This is a genomic window from Pseudomonadota bacterium (assembly GCA_016719885.1).
Classification (GTDB): Bacteria; Pseudomonadota; Gammaproteobacteria.
On record JADJYF010000020.1, the window covers coordinates 16,176 to 32,132 of the forward strand.

Genomic DNA, 15,957 nt, shown 5'->3' on the forward strand with positions numbered 1-15,957 from the left:
CCGTTCACCGCGCACTGCGCCTCACTGGCTGCGCAAGCCGGCTGCGACGTCGCGAAACGAGGCAAGTGCTGCTTCCAGATGGTCGATGATCTCCTGCTGCAAGATGTCCGGCGGCGGCAGGTCGTCGAGGTTGTCGAGGCTGTCGTCTTTCAGCCAGAAGATATCGAGGCTGGCCTTGTCGCGGGCCATCAGTTCTTCGTAGCTGAAGCACCGGAAGCGCTCGGTGGCGACGCGCTCGTGGCGGTTGTCCGGGTGGTAACAGGTGATGAAATCCTTGAGGTCGTCAACCTTCAGCGTGCGCGTCTTGAGAGTGAAGTGCTTGTTGGTGCGCAGGTCGTAGAACCACACGTCCTTGGTGTGAATGCTGCCGTCCTTGGGACGTGCATCGAAAAACACCACGTTGGCCTTCACTCCCTGGGCGTAGAAGATGCCGGTAGGTAATCTCAGCACGGTGTGCACATCGCAGGTTTCCAGCAGCTTGCGGCGAATCTTCTCGCCCGCGCCGCCTTCAAACAGCACGTTGTCCGGCAACACCACCGCCGCCTGCCCGTCCACCTTCAGCATGCTGACGATGTGCTGCAAGAAATTGAGCTGCTTGTTGGAGGTGGTTTCCCAAAAGTCCTGGCGCTCGTAGGTCAAGGCGTCGCGGTCTTCCTCGCCTTCTTCGTTGGTGATGGTCATGCTGCTCTTCTTGCCGAAAGGCGGATTGGCCAGCACGTAGTCCACTTTCTGTTTCGGCTCGGCAATCAGGGCATCGGAGCGCGCCACCGAGGGCTCGCCGTCGAGCTCGCCGATGTTGTGCAGGAACAGGTTCATCAAGCACATGCGGCGCGTGTTCGGCACGATTTCGTTGCCGTGAAAGGTCCGGTCGCGCAGGAATTCCTTCTGGCGCTTGTCGAGCCGCACACCGTCGCGCGTCAGCCATTGGTAGGCGCCAAGGAAGAAGCCGCCGGTTCCACAGGCCGGGTCGGCTATGGTCTTCATCGGCGCTGGCCGCACGCAGGCCACCATCGCTTCAATCAGTGCGCGCGGCGTGAAGTACTGGCCCGCGCCGCTCTTGGTGTCTTCGGCGTTCTTCTGCAGCAGGCCTTCGTAGAGATCGCCCTTGGTGTCGGCATCCAGGCTGATCCAGTTCTCGGCATCGATCATCTGCACCAGGCGTGAAAGCTTGGCCGGGTCTTGAATCTTGTTCTGCGCCTTGAAGAAGATCGCGCCCAGCATGCCGCTCTCCTGGCCGAGCCGGTGCAGGGTGGCGAGATAGTGCGCCTCCAAGGGCTCACCAACCTTGGAGGTCAGGCTCGGCCAGTCGTAGCCCTTGGGCACATGGGTATCGCGCTGGTAGGGCGGCTGTGCGTATTCATGGGCGAGCTTGAGAAACAAAAGGTAAGTGAGCTGTTCCAGGTAGTCGCCGTAGCCGACGCCGTCATCGCGCAGGGTATGGCAGAAATTCCAGACTTTCTGCACTAGCGAAGAAGTATTCATGGGGTCGTTGTGCCGAGCATCGCTTGCCGATGGCCAAGGTGAGAAACCGGCGTCATTCCTTGTCTCCGTAGCCGGCGGGCCGCTCCTGCACGCCCGGGCGTAGCGCCTCGGCCGGCGGAGTGACGAGCTCCGTCACGCCGCCGCGACTGATGACAAGGGCGGTGCCGGTACGCGCCGCCAGCTCGCGCGCTCGCCGCGCCGCACGCTGCAGGGCCGGCAGCGACAGCCTGAGATCTGCGTCGCGCGCCGACTCTATCGGTGCATCGTTCATGGTTTCTCACTCCAATCGATCAGGCGCGGGGCAGCGCCCGCGTTGTCATACAGCGCCCATGCATCCACCAGGGGCGCATAGAGCCGCTCGAAGTTGCGCAAGCCGGCACCGAAGCGGCGACGAATCGTCGGCTCGGGAATGTCGTGCCCGCCCTGGCGCACCCGCTGCGCGACCCGCGCGATCGCCTCTTCCGCCGAGTCGAGCCGCAGGAAGATCAGCTTGACGCGATAACCGGCCGCCTGCCACAGAGCAATGTGCGAAACATAACCGCGCCCCGCAAGCGTGGTCTCGAAGGCAAAGCTCTCGCCGGCCGCAAAGTGTCGTTCGAGCTCCCGTAGCATCAGGCGCCCCGCTTGCAGCGCCGCACTGTCCGGCGCGAACGGCGCGAGGCCGGCAGCGATGAGATCGGCATTCACGAACACCGGGCACCCCGCCTCGTTGGGCAGGAACTCGCGCGCGAAAGTCGTTTTGCCGGCGCCGTTGGGGCCGGCGATGATGATGACTTTGCGCGGCTCCGTCATGGTTACGCCGATGTGGTGACGCGGCCGAGGCATCGAGAACGGTGCGCGGCGACGCCGGATGAGCCGGCAGTTCGATGTCCCTGCACGTAGCTCTGCTCATCCGGCTTTCCGGGCCGGGCGGCCTCGGGTCTTTTTATCCCCAGCCCGCGCGGCACGCTCGGCGCGGATACGCTCCAGCAGCACGCTGGCCGGTTCGTCGTTGGGGTCTTGTGGCACGAGTTCACCGGCGAAGGCAGCGCGCAGGATGTTTTGGCGTTGGGCGGTGGTTTGTTTGAGGGCTAGGTCGATGGCTCGTTGCTCCTCGACTGATCGAAAATACCATCCAATCGAGCAACAATTTCGTCCTGCTCAATCGAGGCGGAACCGGGACAAACGGCACCCTCGCCAAGGTGTTCGAGATTGATGTTCTTTTGCCCTCATTGGAGCCTCTCCCAGCGTCTGAGCTCCGAGATGCGCATGATAAGCTCAACGAATCGCCGAAACATCACCGTTGCCGCCGAATCCAACGACGCTGTCGGGAATGCAAGCGTCTATCGCAAGAATCGCGGCCTCCCATGTTTGCCGCGATCTGATGACATCGCCCGCAGGCACAGTCTGCTTTTCGATAACCACCTACTGCAAGAATCACGTCGCGAATGAATGTGTCTGCATGACGAATGTATCCGTCTGCGCAAACGGAAAGGGGCCTCCGAATAAATGCGGCGCATTGCGGGCTAGGTGCGACGTCCGGTCTCGCCAACCGACCTGATCCAAACTCGCCCACACCCACCCCTCCGGCAATGCCGGCAACCCGGTGGTATCCGGCTGCACAGGCTCAGGATACTTCTGCTGCCAACCGGGCGGCGGCGCCTTGCCCTGCTCTTCGAACCTGGCCAACTGCTTCGCTTCCCACCGAAGCCGACGCTCGACAAGAATCCGCCGCAACAGCTCCTCTCCCCTCTCCCCTAGGCCCTCTCCGGGGCCCTCTCCCCTCGTTCCCCTCTCCCCCTGGGGGAGAGGGGCTAGGGGAGAGGGCCCAGAGGGTCTTGGAGGCTCCTCCTCCAATCCCCTCAAAATCCTCTCCAACACCGCCTCCCTCTGCCCCGTCCATTCATTGTTCCAAAACCGCAGCACGCGAAAGCCCTGCGAGCGCAGCCACGCATCACGCTGCTCATCATGGGCGGCGCGCTCCATGTGCTGGCTGCCATCGAGTTCGACTACGAGCTTGCGCGCCAGGCATACGAAGTCGACGATGTAGCGGCCGATGGGTTGCTGGCGACGAAACTTGTAGCCGGCGAAACGCTTGGCGCGGAGGTGTTGCCAGAGGGCGTGCTCCGTGGGGGTTTGCTCGCGGCGGAGGGCTTTGGCGCGGTTTGTCAGCCAGGGGCGACCCTCTCTCGGGCCCTCTCAATCCCTCTCCCCCCCCTCGCACAGGGCTGAGAGGGGAGAGGGGTATTCAGACGGTTCGCGGCTCGCCATTCGGCGGTGAGGGCGCCTTCCACGGCGGACTTCAGCAGGGACTGGCGGTATTGGGTGAGTTTCTTCTGGGCGGCCTTGAGTTCGGCCACGCCGGCATCGAGGTCGGAGAGTAGTTCTTCGAGTTTGGCGACGATTCGGGTTTGTTCGGCACGGGGTGGCAAGGGCAGGCCAATCTCTCCAATCGTCCTCGAAGATAGGTGCTTCACTGTCACGGAGGGTGTATTGGCGTTAATAGCCGCCAAGTACCCAGGTAGTACAAACGCGAGAAGGCGTCTGTCGTAGAACTCCTCGTCAGGTGAAATCTTGCAGACTCGTTGATTCAAAAGCGCCGTTCTTGCGCCCCAGAATCCAGAATTGAAATCGCCATCCATTCCCACCAAGAACTCTCCACACTTGACGACGTATGCATCCTCATAAGCGCCCGCGTAATAGGTGCCCGTCTCCCCAGCGAGAACGTCTCGAATCCGCACAAGTGGAAACCCCTCTGATGCGTTGAATAACGAGGAATCGAATGGCGCGCCATTTAGTATCGACGCAATAGCTGTAAGGGGTACGCGCTCCCATGACGAGTGTTTTCCAAGCAGTCCCGAGGTATCTGCTTGAATTAGCTCATCGACGGTCATCGTGAAGGCCATTACGCCACCAACTCCTCATTCATCTCCCCCATCAACCCATCCAATTCCTCCCCAAACACCCCCCACACCCTCTGCAACCCACCCTTGTTCGCCAGCTCCGCATAGTCGAAATCGTCACGGCTGATACTGCAGGAACTGGCGATGTGATCTTTCATCAAGCGCAGCCACTCGGTCTGCTCAGGGGTGAAGGCGGTGGCGCGTTGGGCGTTGTGGCGGAAGATCCATTCCTGGAAGCGCTTGTCCACATGTTCGCCGAAGGGTTTGAGATCGGCGTCCAGGCCGAGGGCGAAGCGCACCAGGCTGATGAGGTCGGTGAGTTGGCGGCGGCTGGTCGAGCCTTTCACCTGGCTGGCCTGCACGCGCGCATAGGCGCTCCACAGCCGCTCGGTGGTCAGCAGCAGCGGCGGCTTGGCCAGGTGTTCATGCAGTTCTTCAATCATGTCGAAAGTGAGGTGCCGGCGCTGGTAGGGTTGCTGATAGAAGAACGCGAGCGCGGCGATTTCGTCTTTGTGGGTCTTGAGGTAATTGGCAAAGTTTTCAATCACGTCCCGTGCCTGGCTCTCGGCCTGTTCGCTGTAGCCCGCGAACGTCACCTGGTCGAGGTTGATGTGGTCGATGAGTTGTTCGCGCTCGCGGCGGGCGTCTTCAATCTCCGCGCGCAGCGCCGGCTGGTCGAAGGGAAGGCAGGCGGCGGCCACGCGCTCGGCACGGGCGGCTGCGATTTCCTCGGGCAGCAGGCTGTCTTCGTCGCGGGTAATGCCCTGGGCCTTGGCCGTGGCGAGCGCCGTTTGCACGATGGCGTCGGGGTTCAGCGCCGAGATCAAGGCCTTGCCAAGGGCCGCCAGCGGCAGGCCGCCGCTCGCTTTCTCGATGCGCGCCAGCGCCTTGTCATCCAATTGCTTGTTGAGCCGCACCAGGCGGTTGGCGAGCGACAGCACGGTGTCGTCGTCGCGACTGCCCATGGCCACGCCCTGCAAGAGGTCCTTCAAAGCCACCCCGGGCTTCTTCTCCAGCGGGCGGCTCTCGGTCTTCAGGGATTTTTCCACGCCCACCGCATCGATCAGTACGAAGCGGGTCTTGGCGCCGTCGGCGCTGTTGCTGACGCGCTTCAGGCTGTCGCCGTCGAGGCTGCGCACGCCGCGCCCCTTCATCTGCTCGTAATAGCCGCGCGAGCGCACATCGCGCATGAACAGCAGCACTTCCAGGGGTTTCACATCGGTGCCGGTGGCGATCATGTCGACGGTCACGGCGATGCGCGGGTTGTAGTCGTTGCGGAAGCTGGCGAGGATGCTGTCGGCGTCTTCCTCGGCGCGATAGGTGACCTTCTTGCAGAAGGCGTTGCCCTGCCCGTAGACCTCGCGCAGGATGTTGATGATGTCGTCGGCGTGGCTGTCGGTCTTGGCGAAGATGAGCGTCTTGGGGGTTTCCTTGCGGGTCGGGAAAATCTCGGTTTCAACGGCGCGCTTCATGGCCAGCAGCACCTGCCGAATCTGGCTCACGTTGACCACCGAGCGGTCGAGCTCCTTGCCGGTGTAGACGGTGTCTTCCTCGGTCTCGCTCCAGCGCTTCTTGCGCGTTTGGCGGTCACGGTGGTCCACCCATTCGCGCGCTTTCAGCTCGGCGCCTTTGCGCGTGATCTCGGTTTCAATCTCGTAGACGTCGTAGCCGACGTTCACGCCATCGGCCACCGATTGCTCATAGGTGTATTCGGCAACGATGTTCTCGTTGAAGAAGCCGAAGGTGCGTTTGTCGGGCGTGGCGGTCAGGCCGATCAGGAAGGCGTCAAAGTAGTCCAGCACCTGCTTCCAGAGGTTGTAGATGCTGCGATGGCATTCGTCGATGATGATGAAGTCAAAGGTTTCCACTGGCACAGCCGGGTTGTAGCGCACCAGTTTTTCCTGTTTGGGGGTTTGCTGGATTTCATTCAGCGACAGATCTTCGGCCGACTCGTCCATCGGCTCGCCAGACAGGATCGAATACATCCTCTGGATGGTGCTGATGCACACCTGCGAGTGCGGGTCGATGTTGGGCGATGCGAGGCGCTGCACGTTATACAGCTCGGTGAATTTGCGCGCATCGTCCGGCGGCGTATAGGCCATGAACTCCTGATGCGCCTGCTTGCCGAGATTGCGGGTATCGACCAGGAACAGGATGCGGCGCGCGCCGGCGAACTTGAGCAGCCGATAGACCGACGTAATGGCGGTGAAGGTTTTGCCGGCGCCGGTGGCCATGTGGATCAGCGCGCGTGGTTTGTTCTGCGCCAGCGACTTCTCCAGCCCCTGCACCGCGCTGACCTGGCACTCGCGAAGATTCTTCCGTGGCAACGCCGGCATGCGCTCCGCAAGGCGACGACGCAGAGTGTCGGATTGGCCAAGCCAGTTCGCGAGGGTCTCGGGTCTGAAGAAGTGGAAGACTTCGCGCGAGCGGGGCGCCGGGTCGGCGCCATCGGTAAAGCGAATGATCTGGCCGGTGGCCTCGAACAGGAAGCGCAGCGGCGTATGGTCCTTGCGCCATTTCAAGTGCGCGGCGGCGTAGCGCTCGGTCTGCGCCTCGGTGGCGGTCAGGTTCTCGCCGGCGGCGTCCTTCTTCGCCTCGATGACGCCCACCGCCTGGCGGTCGACAAACAGCACGTAATCGGCCGGGCCGCTGTCGGTCGGGTACTCGCGCACCGCCACGCCCACGGCCGCGCCCAGGTTGAGCTGCTTCACGTCCTGCACTATCCAGCCGGCCTGTTGCAGCTTGTGGTCGATGAGTTCGCGGGCACGGGCTTCCGGCGTCAAGCGTGCTACTCCCTCCGCCAGGGCGGCTGGGTGGACGGTATCGCGAGGCGCTCGGCCGCTGAGGCTCTACCCGTATCGGGCCGCTCGTCACAACGCTGATGGCGACGCCAGGGAGCTTTGCTCCTTGGCGTCGGCTGTCAGTGTAAAGGCACTGTGGCGCGTTGCGTAATTCGATTTGCCGCTGACGCCGGTCTCGGGGCCAGGCTTCAGGCCAGGATGGACGGCAATCAGCGATACAGCTCCCGCACCAGCTTGGCCTTGTATTCGTAGCGCGGCAGCGTGTGTTCCGGCACCAGCTCGAGCCTGGCGCGGAAGATCAGCTTGTCGCGCAGGCGCGCTTCGATGGCCGCCGCCAGGGCGTGCAGATCGCCGGCCTCGGCGCGCACCTCGGCCTTGATGTGCACCGGCGGCTCCCAGCCCTTGGGCGGCGCGTCGTGGAGCTGGATCTCGATGACGCCATTGGTGGCCGGCGCAAAACTCGCGATGACGTCGCGCACCGCCGCCGGGTAGACGTTCACGCCGCGCACGATCAGCAGATCGTCGGTGCGGCCGATGATGCGGATGCCGAAGCCGCTGCGGCCGCAGGCGCATTCGGTGTGGGTCACTTCCACGTGATCGCGGGTGCGGAAGCGCACCAGCGGCATGCATTCGCGCTCCAGCGAAGTACACACCAGTTCACCACGCACGCCTTTTTCGATGGGCAGCACCGCGCCGCTGTCGGGATCGATGATCTCGGGATGGATGATGCCCTGCGCGCAGAAATGCATGCCCTGGCGTTCTTCGCATTCGGCCCACGCCATCGCGCAGTAGTCGCCATTGCCCGAGCATTCCATCAGGCGTGCGTTGAACAGGGTTTCGATCTGGCGCCGCACTTCGGGAATCGACGCGCCCGGCTCGCCGCCGGCCAGGATCAGTTTCAGGCCCAGCGTGGCCGGGTCGATGTCGCGCTCCTGCAAGGCCCGCGCGAAGTGCAGCGGGTAGGAAGCCGTGCACAACAGCGCGCTGGCGCCGCCGAAGCGGAAGGCGTCGATGAGCCGGTCCGTCATGTTGACGCCGATGGGCATGGAAGTGCCGATCTGTTCGAAGGCGTCGGCATAGGACGCCGCCACCACGAACGGCGACACCACCAGCGGAATGCGCTGACCGGGACGCAGGCCATTGGTCCAGAACGCGCGCGTGGCCGCTTCGCGCCACACCTCGACGTCGTGACGGGTGAGCCCGATATAGGTCGGTCGGCCGGTGGTGCCGCTGGTGGAGTACACGCGTCGCACCGCGTCCGGCGCGCAGGCGACGTGATGGCCATAGGGCGCGAGCGCCAACTGGCTCTCGCGCAGTTCGCTCTTCTCGGTGAAAGGCAGGGCCGCCAGTTCTTCGCAGTGCTTGATCTTGCCGACGTCGATACCGGCCGCGGCGAACTTGCGCTGGTAGAACACCGAGTTCGCCGCGACATAGCTCAATTGCCGGCGCAGCTTGTCGTCGTGCAGGCGCGCGGTGTGCGCCGCGCTCGCGCATTCGGCCCCGGCGTTCCAATACGGCGAATGATTCATGCCTCTGCGCCCCTGACCGTCGTCACCCAGTGACGCAACATCGCGATGTCGGCCTCGGCCGGCACCACGGCTTCGGTGGTGACGATGCCGACGCCGCTCGCCGCCGGCGCGCTCAGTGCCACCTGCACCGGCGCGGCCACGCCGCCCACGCCATCCCATGCCAGCAACAGGGCTTGATGAAAACGTGCGATGTTGGCGGCGGTCTTGACGCCATCCTGCCAGTCTTCGCCGCCGCACTCGCACCCAGCGTCTTCCATGAGCAGGATGACGTCGGCGCCGGCGGCGCAGAAGGCCTTGGTGAGAGCCGCGAAGGCAGCGCAGGCGGCGGTCAGGTCGACCTCGAACTGCGCCGCGAGCGTGGCCGGGCCGCTCAACCCGGCGAGCAGCACCAGCTGGTCGCCATGCACTTCGCGCAGGCGACGGCAGGCTTCGAGACTCGCGCCGACCGCGCCTTGCGCCGTGATGCGCTCGACGTCGAGCCCGGCGCCGGCCGCCGAGTCCCATTCCATGCGTGATGCCAGCGCGCATACCACGCCATCGGCCGCCACCGCCTGCTGCAATTCGCCGAGGCCGTTGGCGAGCTGCGTGGCGTCGTTGCGGAATTCATCCAGCGGCCGCGCCGAGATGCGCGCCGCCACCTCGAAGGCGAGCGGCACGACCACGCGCTCGCCGCGTCCGCGGCCTTGCGCCATCGCCTGCACCCGTTTGCGCGGCGGCTTCACGGCCGGAACGCCGGGCCGAGCGGCTGCGCGTCGGGCCACGTGCCGTACAGCGAGAGAATGTCCGCCGGCGGTTTGCGCGTCAGCCATTCCTTCTCGAACTGGTCGAAAGGCACGCCGCGCGCGATGCGCTCCTTGCGCGCTTCGTGGCGCAGGGCGGCGGTCGCTTCGAGATCGACGCGCTGCTTCTTGGCATCCCATTCCACGCGGTAGATGTGGCGCGCGCTCCAGTTCGACACCAGGCCCGCCTTCAGATCGCGCTCCACGCCCTCCGGCTCGCGCTCCATCGGGTCGCCGAAGCCCGCGCCGCCGGTCGACAGGCCGATGGTGACGGTCTCGTCGCCGTTGATGACGCGCGTGCTGCGCCCGAAGGGTTCGGTCTTGAGCTTGCCGAACTTGCCGTTGACCAGGCTTTCGAAGTCGAGCTTCTTGTCGGCCAACGCCCCCAGCAGTTCACTGACCTTGGTGCCCTGCAGGGACAGGCCCGGCACCGTCGGCGGTGAATAACCGCCGAAGATCGGCTGCGGGGTCTGGATGGTGCTGTTGTCGGCGATGGCCATGAAGTACAGCGCCGGCACGTGGTGCGCGGCCCAGAACTGCGCGGTGCCGCAGCCGCCGCGGTACTTGCCGTGGCCGCCGGAATCCGGCCAATGCTGCGAGAACGGAATGATCATGGGGAATTCGTTCTCGATCGATTCGACGTCCGGCGCGCGGCCGAAAGCGCACCACGGAAAGCCGTAGGCGTCCATGCCGTCACAGCATGAACGCGCGCCCTGCCCTTCGGTGTTGATGGGGTAGGCAATCATGTCGGCGAACGGCTGCTGCCATTGCGACAGGCCCGCGATCACGGTGGCGTTGCCGCCGTTGCCCATCGAGGCCGTCGACTGCTTCCACTCGTAGGTCGGGTAACGCGCGCGCGAGATGCAGTTGGCCACCGCGCTCATGGCGCCGGTGCAGATCATCACCGAGTTGCTGGTCGCGGCGCGATCGGTCGGCGACAGGCAGCTCGCCTCCGGGAACAGGAAATCGATGGGCGCGAAGGTCGCGCTCGAGATCGGCAGGTCATGAAACACGTATTCGTAGATGTAGTTGGCGAGATGCCCGATCACCGCCTGCGGATGGGCGTTGTAGCTTGAAAGATTCTCCGGGCTGGTGCCGGTGAAATCGATCAGGAGGCCATCGCCCTTCTTGGTCATGGTCATGCAGCAGTTGCGCATCAGACCGCGCAGGTTGCCGGCGGCGTCGGAGAAGGTCACGCAGCGATACACACCGTCGGGCCAGCCCATGAGGCGCTTGCGCGAGCCGGCCTCGGCCTCGTCCAGCATGCGACGGAACAGGCCGGTCACGAAATCGATGCCTTCGCGCGCGCACATCTCGACGATGCGCGTGCGCACGCGGTCGGCGGTGGTCACGCGCGCTTTCAAATCGACCGTCACGTTGGCCTCGGCGCGGATGCCGAAGGCGCGGAACAACTCGATGATGTCGTTGTTGATGCGGAAGTTCTGGCCGATCTTCATCGGCGGCAGGTTCATGCCTTCCTCGAAACGCGAAGTGGCGGATACCGGCATGCCGCCCGGTTCCTTGGCGCCGGTTTCGGTGGTGTGCGAGAGCGCCGCCGTCCACGCCACCAGCTTGCCGTCGAAGAACACCGGCGTGATGGCGACCTGGTCGGGGTTGTGGATGCCGCCATACAGCGCATCGTTGGTATAGAAGATGTCGCCGTCGAAGATGCCGGGGTTGTCCTGGTAGCGCGACAGGATGTACTTGATGATGATCGGCGGAATGATGGCGTGCAGGTAGGTACCGGCCGAGGCGTTCACCAGGTCGCCCGCGGCATTGAACATGGCGACGATGGAATCGCCGGCCACGCCCATGGAGCTGCGCGACGAGCGCATGAAGATCTCGTATCCCTCGTCGAGGATGTCGGCGGTGCGCTGCACGGCGATTTCATAGGCGCCGCGCGTGACCTGGTCGGCGCAGGCGCGCTCGTAGGCGCTGGCCTCGGTGACTTTCAGCGCCTTCAGTTTTTCCGCGAGTGTGGGGATGCTCATGCCTGCGCTCCTCCCTTGGTGTATTCAAGAATGCCAAGACCGCGACTGTCGATGTGGAACACCTGGCCAGGCGGCACCACCAGCGTGGTGAATTCCGCCTCGACCAGCGACGGCCCCTCGATACGATGGCCGGGCTGCATGGCTTCGAACTTGTAGACGGTGGTCATCACGCGCCGGCGCAGCTCCGGCCAATAGGCCTCGCGCTGGCCGGTGCGCGCGCTGCCGGCATCCGGCCCCTGCAGCGGGTATTCCGGCATCGCCATCTTCTCGGTCGGCACCGTCGCCTTCAGCACGATGTTGTCGAGATACACGCCGCCCGGCTTGTTCACCACGTGCGGGCTGAAGGCCGCCGAGAACTCCGCTTCGAAGGCGTCGTAGATGTCCTGCATCTGCGCGGCGTTCTCGACCTCGACATGGGGTGAGGACACGCGCTTCACGTGCACCTGGCCGCCGTAGAGCATGTCGAGTTCGACCTGGAAGAGGATGCTGTCGAGCGCAAAGCCTTCGGCCGCGATGTCGATGCGCGCCTGCTCCATCAAGCCCCGCACCGCCTCGTTGAAGCCGGCATAGTCACTCGAAAGCTGTTCGGTGATGGGCGCCATGAACACCATGCGCTTCGACACCTCGTAGACATGCATGATGTCCATCACCGACGAGCCCAGCGCGCAGAACACCGGCGCCTGCGGGAAGATCACCGCCACCGGCACGTCGGCGCGGTAGCCGGCGACGTGGGTCGGCCCGCCGCCGCCGAAAGCGAAGATCGCGAAATCCTCGGGGTGGTAGCCGCGCAGATGCACTTCGCGCTTGATGGCGGACGCCATGTTCTCCTCGACGATGTTGCGGATCATGGCCGCCGCCTCGTCGACGGAAATGCCGAGCGGCTGGGCAATCTTCTCTTCGATGGCGGCGCGCGCTTTCTTCGCGTTCAGCGGCATGCGGCCCGAAAAATAATTGTCCGGCGAGATATAACCCAGCACCACGTCGGCGTCGGTCACGGTCGGCTCGACGCCGCCCAGGTCATAGCACACCGGCCCCGGCATGGCGCCGGCGCTGCGCGGTCCGACCTCGAGTCGATTCAACAGCGCGTTGATGGACGCGATGGAGCCGCCGCCGGCGCCCATGGTGGTGGTCTGCAGCATGGTGATGCCGACCATCCAGCGGTCGATGACCGGGCGGAACTCGTAGGAGCGCACACCGGCGTCGACCACCATGCCGACGTCGAAACTGGTGCCGCCGACGTCGGAGGCAATCACGTTCTTGTAACCCAGCGCACGCCCGAGGTGATAGGAACCCATGAGGCCTGAGATCGGCCCGCCGTTGTAGGTGCGTGACGCGGTGGTCTTGAACATCTCGGCGCTGCCGCCGGTGTTGTGGGTCAAAAGGAAGGTGCCCTTGTAGCCTTTCTCGCGCAGCTGGTCCCAGGTTGCCTCCATCTCGAGCTTGATCGAGCGTTGCAGGTAGGCGTCGAGGATGGCGGTCATGGTGCGTTCGTATTCACCGACCTTGCCCACCACCTCGTGGGACAGCACCACCGGCAGGTAGCCGACGTGGTAGCCCTTGTATTCCTCGCGGATGATTTCGCGCACGCGCTTTTCATGGGCCGGGTTGGCGAAGGACCACAGCAGCGACACGGCGATGGCGCGCGCGCCGTTGTCGATGAGACGGCGCAGCTTCACCCGCACGTCGTCCTCGTCGAGTGCGCGCATGATCTTGCCGCTCGAATCGACGCGCTCCTTGATGCCGGCGATGAGGTCGGGCGACACCAGCGGCACCGGCTTGTGCTGCACGGCGAGATTGCGCCGCTCGCCGATGCGCAGGCCGTCGCACCACTGCGCGCCGCGGCCGATGAGGATGGCGTCTTCATGACCCTCGGTGGTCATGAGCCCCAGGCGCGGACCGCGCCGCTCGATGAGGCGGTTCATGGCGACCGTGGTCGAGTAGCGCACCACTTCGATCTGCGGCAGCAGCTGCTCGACGTCCATCTCGAGCTGGTCGGCGCCGTCTTCCAGCACGTTCAGGAAGCACACTGAAAGATCGTAGGGCGTGGTCGGCGATTTCGCGATCACGCGTTTGTCGTCGAAAGTCAGCACGAGATCCGTGAACGTGCCGCCGACGTCGATATCCACGCTTCTCATGCCTTGACCTCCTCTGCCGGCAGCAGGTGTCCATCCGCCACCACCACTTCACCGGCGGCAAGGCGCGCCTTCAGCGCGTCGAGGTCGATTTGCGTGGTATGGGTGATCGGATGGCCGGGCGGCAGGTACTCGGTCTCGAGCTGCGTGCCGCAGCCCGGGCAATAAAATTCGAGAATACGTATCCACTCGGGGTTGGGCGAAAAGGTGTAATTGCCCTTGATCAGTGGCCGATGGATCTCCGACGGGTCGCGTTCGCCGACCAGAAGGCCGCGCTTGACGTTGTCGCGCGCCGAGCCGATGTCGTGGCCGCACTTGCCGCACATCCAGCGCTCGGTTTCGATGGCGAGGTCCAGGTTGTCGCCTATGTGCAATAGCGTCGTCATGCGCGTGTCCCCCGCGTCGCCACGGCGTCGCCGTGCGTGTCGATAGCCAATGTCCAACCCGCCTCGATGAGCCAGGTGAAGGTGCCGCCGTCCACCACGCACGGCCCGTCGACGCGGTGGCCGGGCAGGCTCGCGTGTTGGTAGACCGGCAGCCCGGGCGCCGCCGCGAGCGGCGAAGCGCGATGCGCCTCGGCGCGCGGCGCGGCCGTCGCGACATGCTCGGGCAGCGCCACTTCGCCAAGGGCGAAGCGCGCGTCGAGCCTGAGCAGCGTGGCGTCGGGCAGGCGCGCGGCGAGCTTTTCAAGGCCGGCCGCGCTGCTGGCACGCGCCTTTACCTGCTTGCGCGCGGCGTTTTCCAGCGTCCACTCGTAGCGCGCGGCGGCCGCGTCGAAACCTTCACCGGCAAGATCGCGACGCGCCTGGGCAAGCAGCTCGAGCCCGGCCTCGCGCACCTTGGCGGCGCGGCCATCGGTCGCGCACTCGTAGACGTGCAGCACATCGGAGATGGCCGAGCCAAATGCGCTGAACACCGTGCCGAGCGCGAACAGGTGCACACGCTCGACGCCAAGTGCGTCGGCCACCGCGGTGCCGAACAGCGGGCCATTGCCACCGTAGGCGAACAGTTCCACGCCCTTGAGATTCTTCCAGCCCGCTTCGACACCGGTATCGCGCGCCAGCGTCGCCATCATCTCGACGGCGGTGGCGCGTACACGCGCCGCCGCCGCCTCGACGTCGATGGCCAGCGGTTCGGCGACATGACGGCTGATGGCGGCGCGTGCCTTGTCGACATCCAGCACGCGGCGACCGTTGAGAAAGGCGGTCGGTGACAGCACGCCGAGCACCACCAGCGCGTCGGTCAAGGTCGCCTGGTTACCGCCGAGACCGTAGCAGGCCGGCCCCGGCGCCGCGCCCATGCTTTCCGGGCCGAGCGTGACCACGCCGCCGTCGACCTTGGCCACGCTGCCGCCGCCCAGCGCATTGGAGCGCAGGATGGGCATGGCGGTGCGCACCGGGATGCCGAAGATGTTGCCGTCGGGGCGCATCTCGACGCGCCCGTTGCTGAGCGCGCTGGCCTTGCCGGTGGTGCCACCGATATCCATCGCCAACACTTTCTTGAGCTTGGCGCGCGACGCGACCCAGGCCGAGGCATGGGTGCCGAACAAGGGGCCGGACTCGATGGTGTCGACCGCCTTGGTCTTGCCGATGCGCGCCACGCCGCCGTTCAGATGTCCGACCAGGATGTCGCCCTTCCAGTGGTGCTCGACCTTGACCTGGTCCTCGGCCTTGAACAGCGAATTGGCCAGCGCGTTGTGCACGTAGGCATTGATGAGCGCGTAGTAGGTGCGCGACATGTCATCGGGCCGCATCAGCATTTCGCTGCCGGCCAGGGCCGGCACCGAGCCGAGGAAATGGTCGGGAAACTGCTCGCCGATGATGCGGATCACTTCCTGTTCGCGCGCGCCGTCGGGGAACGCGCCCTTCAGGGACACGTTGACGCGGCGTATGCCCTGGTCGATGAGCGACTTCAAGGTCGCGACGATTTCGGCGCGGCCGGCGCTGTCGGGCAGGCTGCTGACGTATTCGCGCTTGATCAGCGACGGCATGACCGCGGCGGTGGCCTGCGGGTCGTCGGCGTAGAGGCTGTCCTCGTAGCCCGGCGAGACGATGAGCCCGAGCTTGGGGCCCTTGCGCTGCGCGAGCACGTTGGAGGTCAGGGTCGAGGTCCAGCGGATCAGCCGCACCTCGTCGAGAAAGCTGCCGAGATCGCGAAAGCCGGCGGCGGCGGCGGCCGCTTCCAGGCTCTGCATGAAAGATACGGTGACATCATGCGGCGTCGACTCGACCTTGATCAGCAGCGGCGCGGCGCCGCCACTCACCAAGGTATCGGTCATGGTGCCGCCAGTATCGACATCGATACACAACACAGGCCTGTCTCCCCTTTGGGGCGCCGTGCGGCGCCGGACTCGTGCCCCGC

Annotated in this window: 11 protein-coding genes and 1 pseudogene; all 12 read right to left on the minus strand. The window is 64.9% G+C overall.

Translation table 11 applies throughout. The features are described 5' to 3' along the window. Positions 1-21: 21 nt before the first annotated feature. A complete protein-coding gene (locus tag IPM80_19395) occupies positions 22-1,482 on the minus strand; it encodes an SAM-dependent DNA methyltransferase (protein MBK8960516.1) in 1,461 nt (486 codons plus the stop codon). Positions 1,483-1,534: 52 nt separating this feature from the next. Beyond that, entirely contained in the window at positions 1,535-1,753 is a 219-nt protein-coding gene (locus IPM80_19400) for a hypothetical protein (GenBank protein ID MBK8960517.1), read from the minus strand. After that, positions 1,750-2,274, minus strand: a complete 525-nt coding sequence (locus tag IPM80_19405; GenBank protein MBK8960518.1) for an AAA family ATPase — start codon at positions 2,272-2,274, stop codon at positions 1,750-1,752. Before IPM80_19405 ends, IPM80_19400 begins: the two co-directional genes overlap by 4 nt. Positions 2,275-3,291: 1,017 nt before the next feature. Next, a pseudogene (locus tag IPM80_19410) lies at positions 3,292-3,633 on the minus strand (endonuclease domain-containing protein). Further along, the gene (locus tag IPM80_19415; GenBank protein ID MBK8960519.1) at positions 3,630-4,367 is read right to left on the minus strand and encodes a restriction endonuclease subunit S; all 738 of its coding nucleotides are present in this window, start codon (positions 4,365-4,367) and stop codon (positions 3,630-3,632) included. The pseudogene IPM80_19410 and the gene IPM80_19415 overlap by 4 nt, the downstream one beginning before the upstream one ends. Continuing rightward, positions 4,367-7,147: a DEAD/DEAH box helicase family protein gene (locus tag IPM80_19420; GenBank protein ID MBK8960520.1), complete on the minus strand. Its 2,781-nt coding sequence runs from the start codon at positions 7,145-7,147 to the stop codon at positions 4,367-4,369. Before IPM80_19420 ends, IPM80_19415 begins: the two co-directional genes overlap by 1 nt. A gap of 227 nt (positions 7,148-7,374) precedes the next feature. Continuing rightward, a complete protein-coding gene (locus tag IPM80_19425; protein MBK8960521.1) occupies positions 7,375-8,694 on the minus strand; it encodes a phenylacetate--CoA ligase family protein in 1,320 nt (439 codons plus the stop codon). Next, positions 8,691-9,416 carry a hypothetical protein gene (locus tag IPM80_19430; GenBank protein MBK8960522.1) on the minus strand — a complete coding sequence of 242 codons (726 nt, stop codon included), beginning with the start codon at positions 9,414-9,416 and terminating at the stop codon, positions 8,691-8,693. Before IPM80_19430 ends, IPM80_19425 begins: the two co-directional genes overlap by 4 nt. After that, on the minus strand, positions 9,413-11,464 hold the full coding sequence (locus IPM80_19435) for a hydantoinase B/oxoprolinase family protein (protein ID MBK8960523.1): 2,052 nt from the start codon (positions 11,462-11,464) through the stop codon (positions 9,413-9,415). The genes IPM80_19430 and IPM80_19435 overlap by 4 nt, the downstream gene beginning before the upstream one ends. Further along, complete coding sequence (locus IPM80_19440; protein MBK8960524.1) at positions 11,461-13,599, minus strand: hydantoinase/oxoprolinase family protein; 2,139 nt, start codon at positions 13,597-13,599, stop codon at positions 11,461-11,463. The genes IPM80_19435 and IPM80_19440 overlap by 4 nt, the downstream gene beginning before the upstream one ends. Further along, positions 13,596-13,982, minus strand: a complete 387-nt coding sequence (locus IPM80_19445) for an acetophenone carboxylase (GenBank protein MBK8960525.1) — start codon at positions 13,980-13,982, stop codon at positions 13,596-13,598. Before IPM80_19445 ends, IPM80_19440 begins: the two co-directional genes overlap by 4 nt. Continuing rightward, positions 13,979-15,907 carry a hydantoinase/oxoprolinase family protein gene (locus IPM80_19450; GenBank protein ID MBK8960526.1) on the minus strand — a complete coding sequence of 643 codons (1,929 nt, stop codon included), beginning with the start codon at positions 15,905-15,907 and terminating at the stop codon, positions 13,979-13,981. Before IPM80_19450 ends, IPM80_19445 begins: the two co-directional genes overlap by 4 nt. Between the last annotated feature and the right edge of the window lie 50 nt (positions 15,908-15,957).

What these genes read in the sequence shown, in the direction of transcription:
- IPM80_19395 (MBK8960516.1), bottom strand. Translation starts at nt 1,482, where the DNA reads ATGAATACTTCTTCGCTAGTGCAGAAAGTCTGGAATTTCTGCCATACC.
- IPM80_19440 (MBK8960524.1), bottom strand. Translation starts at nt 13,599, where the DNA reads ATGAGAAGCGTGGATATCGACGTCGGCGGCACGTTCACGGATCTCGTG.
- IPM80_19400 (MBK8960517.1), bottom strand. Translation starts at nt 1,753, where the DNA reads ATGAACGATGCACCGATAGAGTCGGCGCGCGACGCAGATCTCAGGCTG.
- IPM80_19435 (MBK8960523.1), bottom strand. Translation starts at nt 11,464, where the DNA reads ATGAGCATCCCCACACTCGCGGAAAAACTGAAGGCGCTGAAAGTCACC.
- IPM80_19405 (MBK8960518.1), bottom strand. Translation starts at nt 2,274, where the DNA reads ATGACGGAGCCGCGCAAAGTCATCATCATCGCCGGCCCCAACGGCGCC.
- IPM80_19415 (MBK8960519.1), bottom strand. Translation starts at nt 4,367, where the DNA reads ATGGCCTTCACGATGACCGTCGATGAGCTAATTCAAGCAGATACCTCG.
- IPM80_19445 (MBK8960525.1), bottom strand. Translation starts at nt 13,982, where the DNA reads ATGACGACGCTATTGCACATAGGCGACAACCTGGACCTCGCCATCGAA.
- IPM80_19425 (MBK8960521.1), bottom strand. Translation starts at nt 8,694, where the DNA reads ATGAATCATTCGCCGTATTGGAACGCCGGGGCCGAATGCGCGAGCGCG.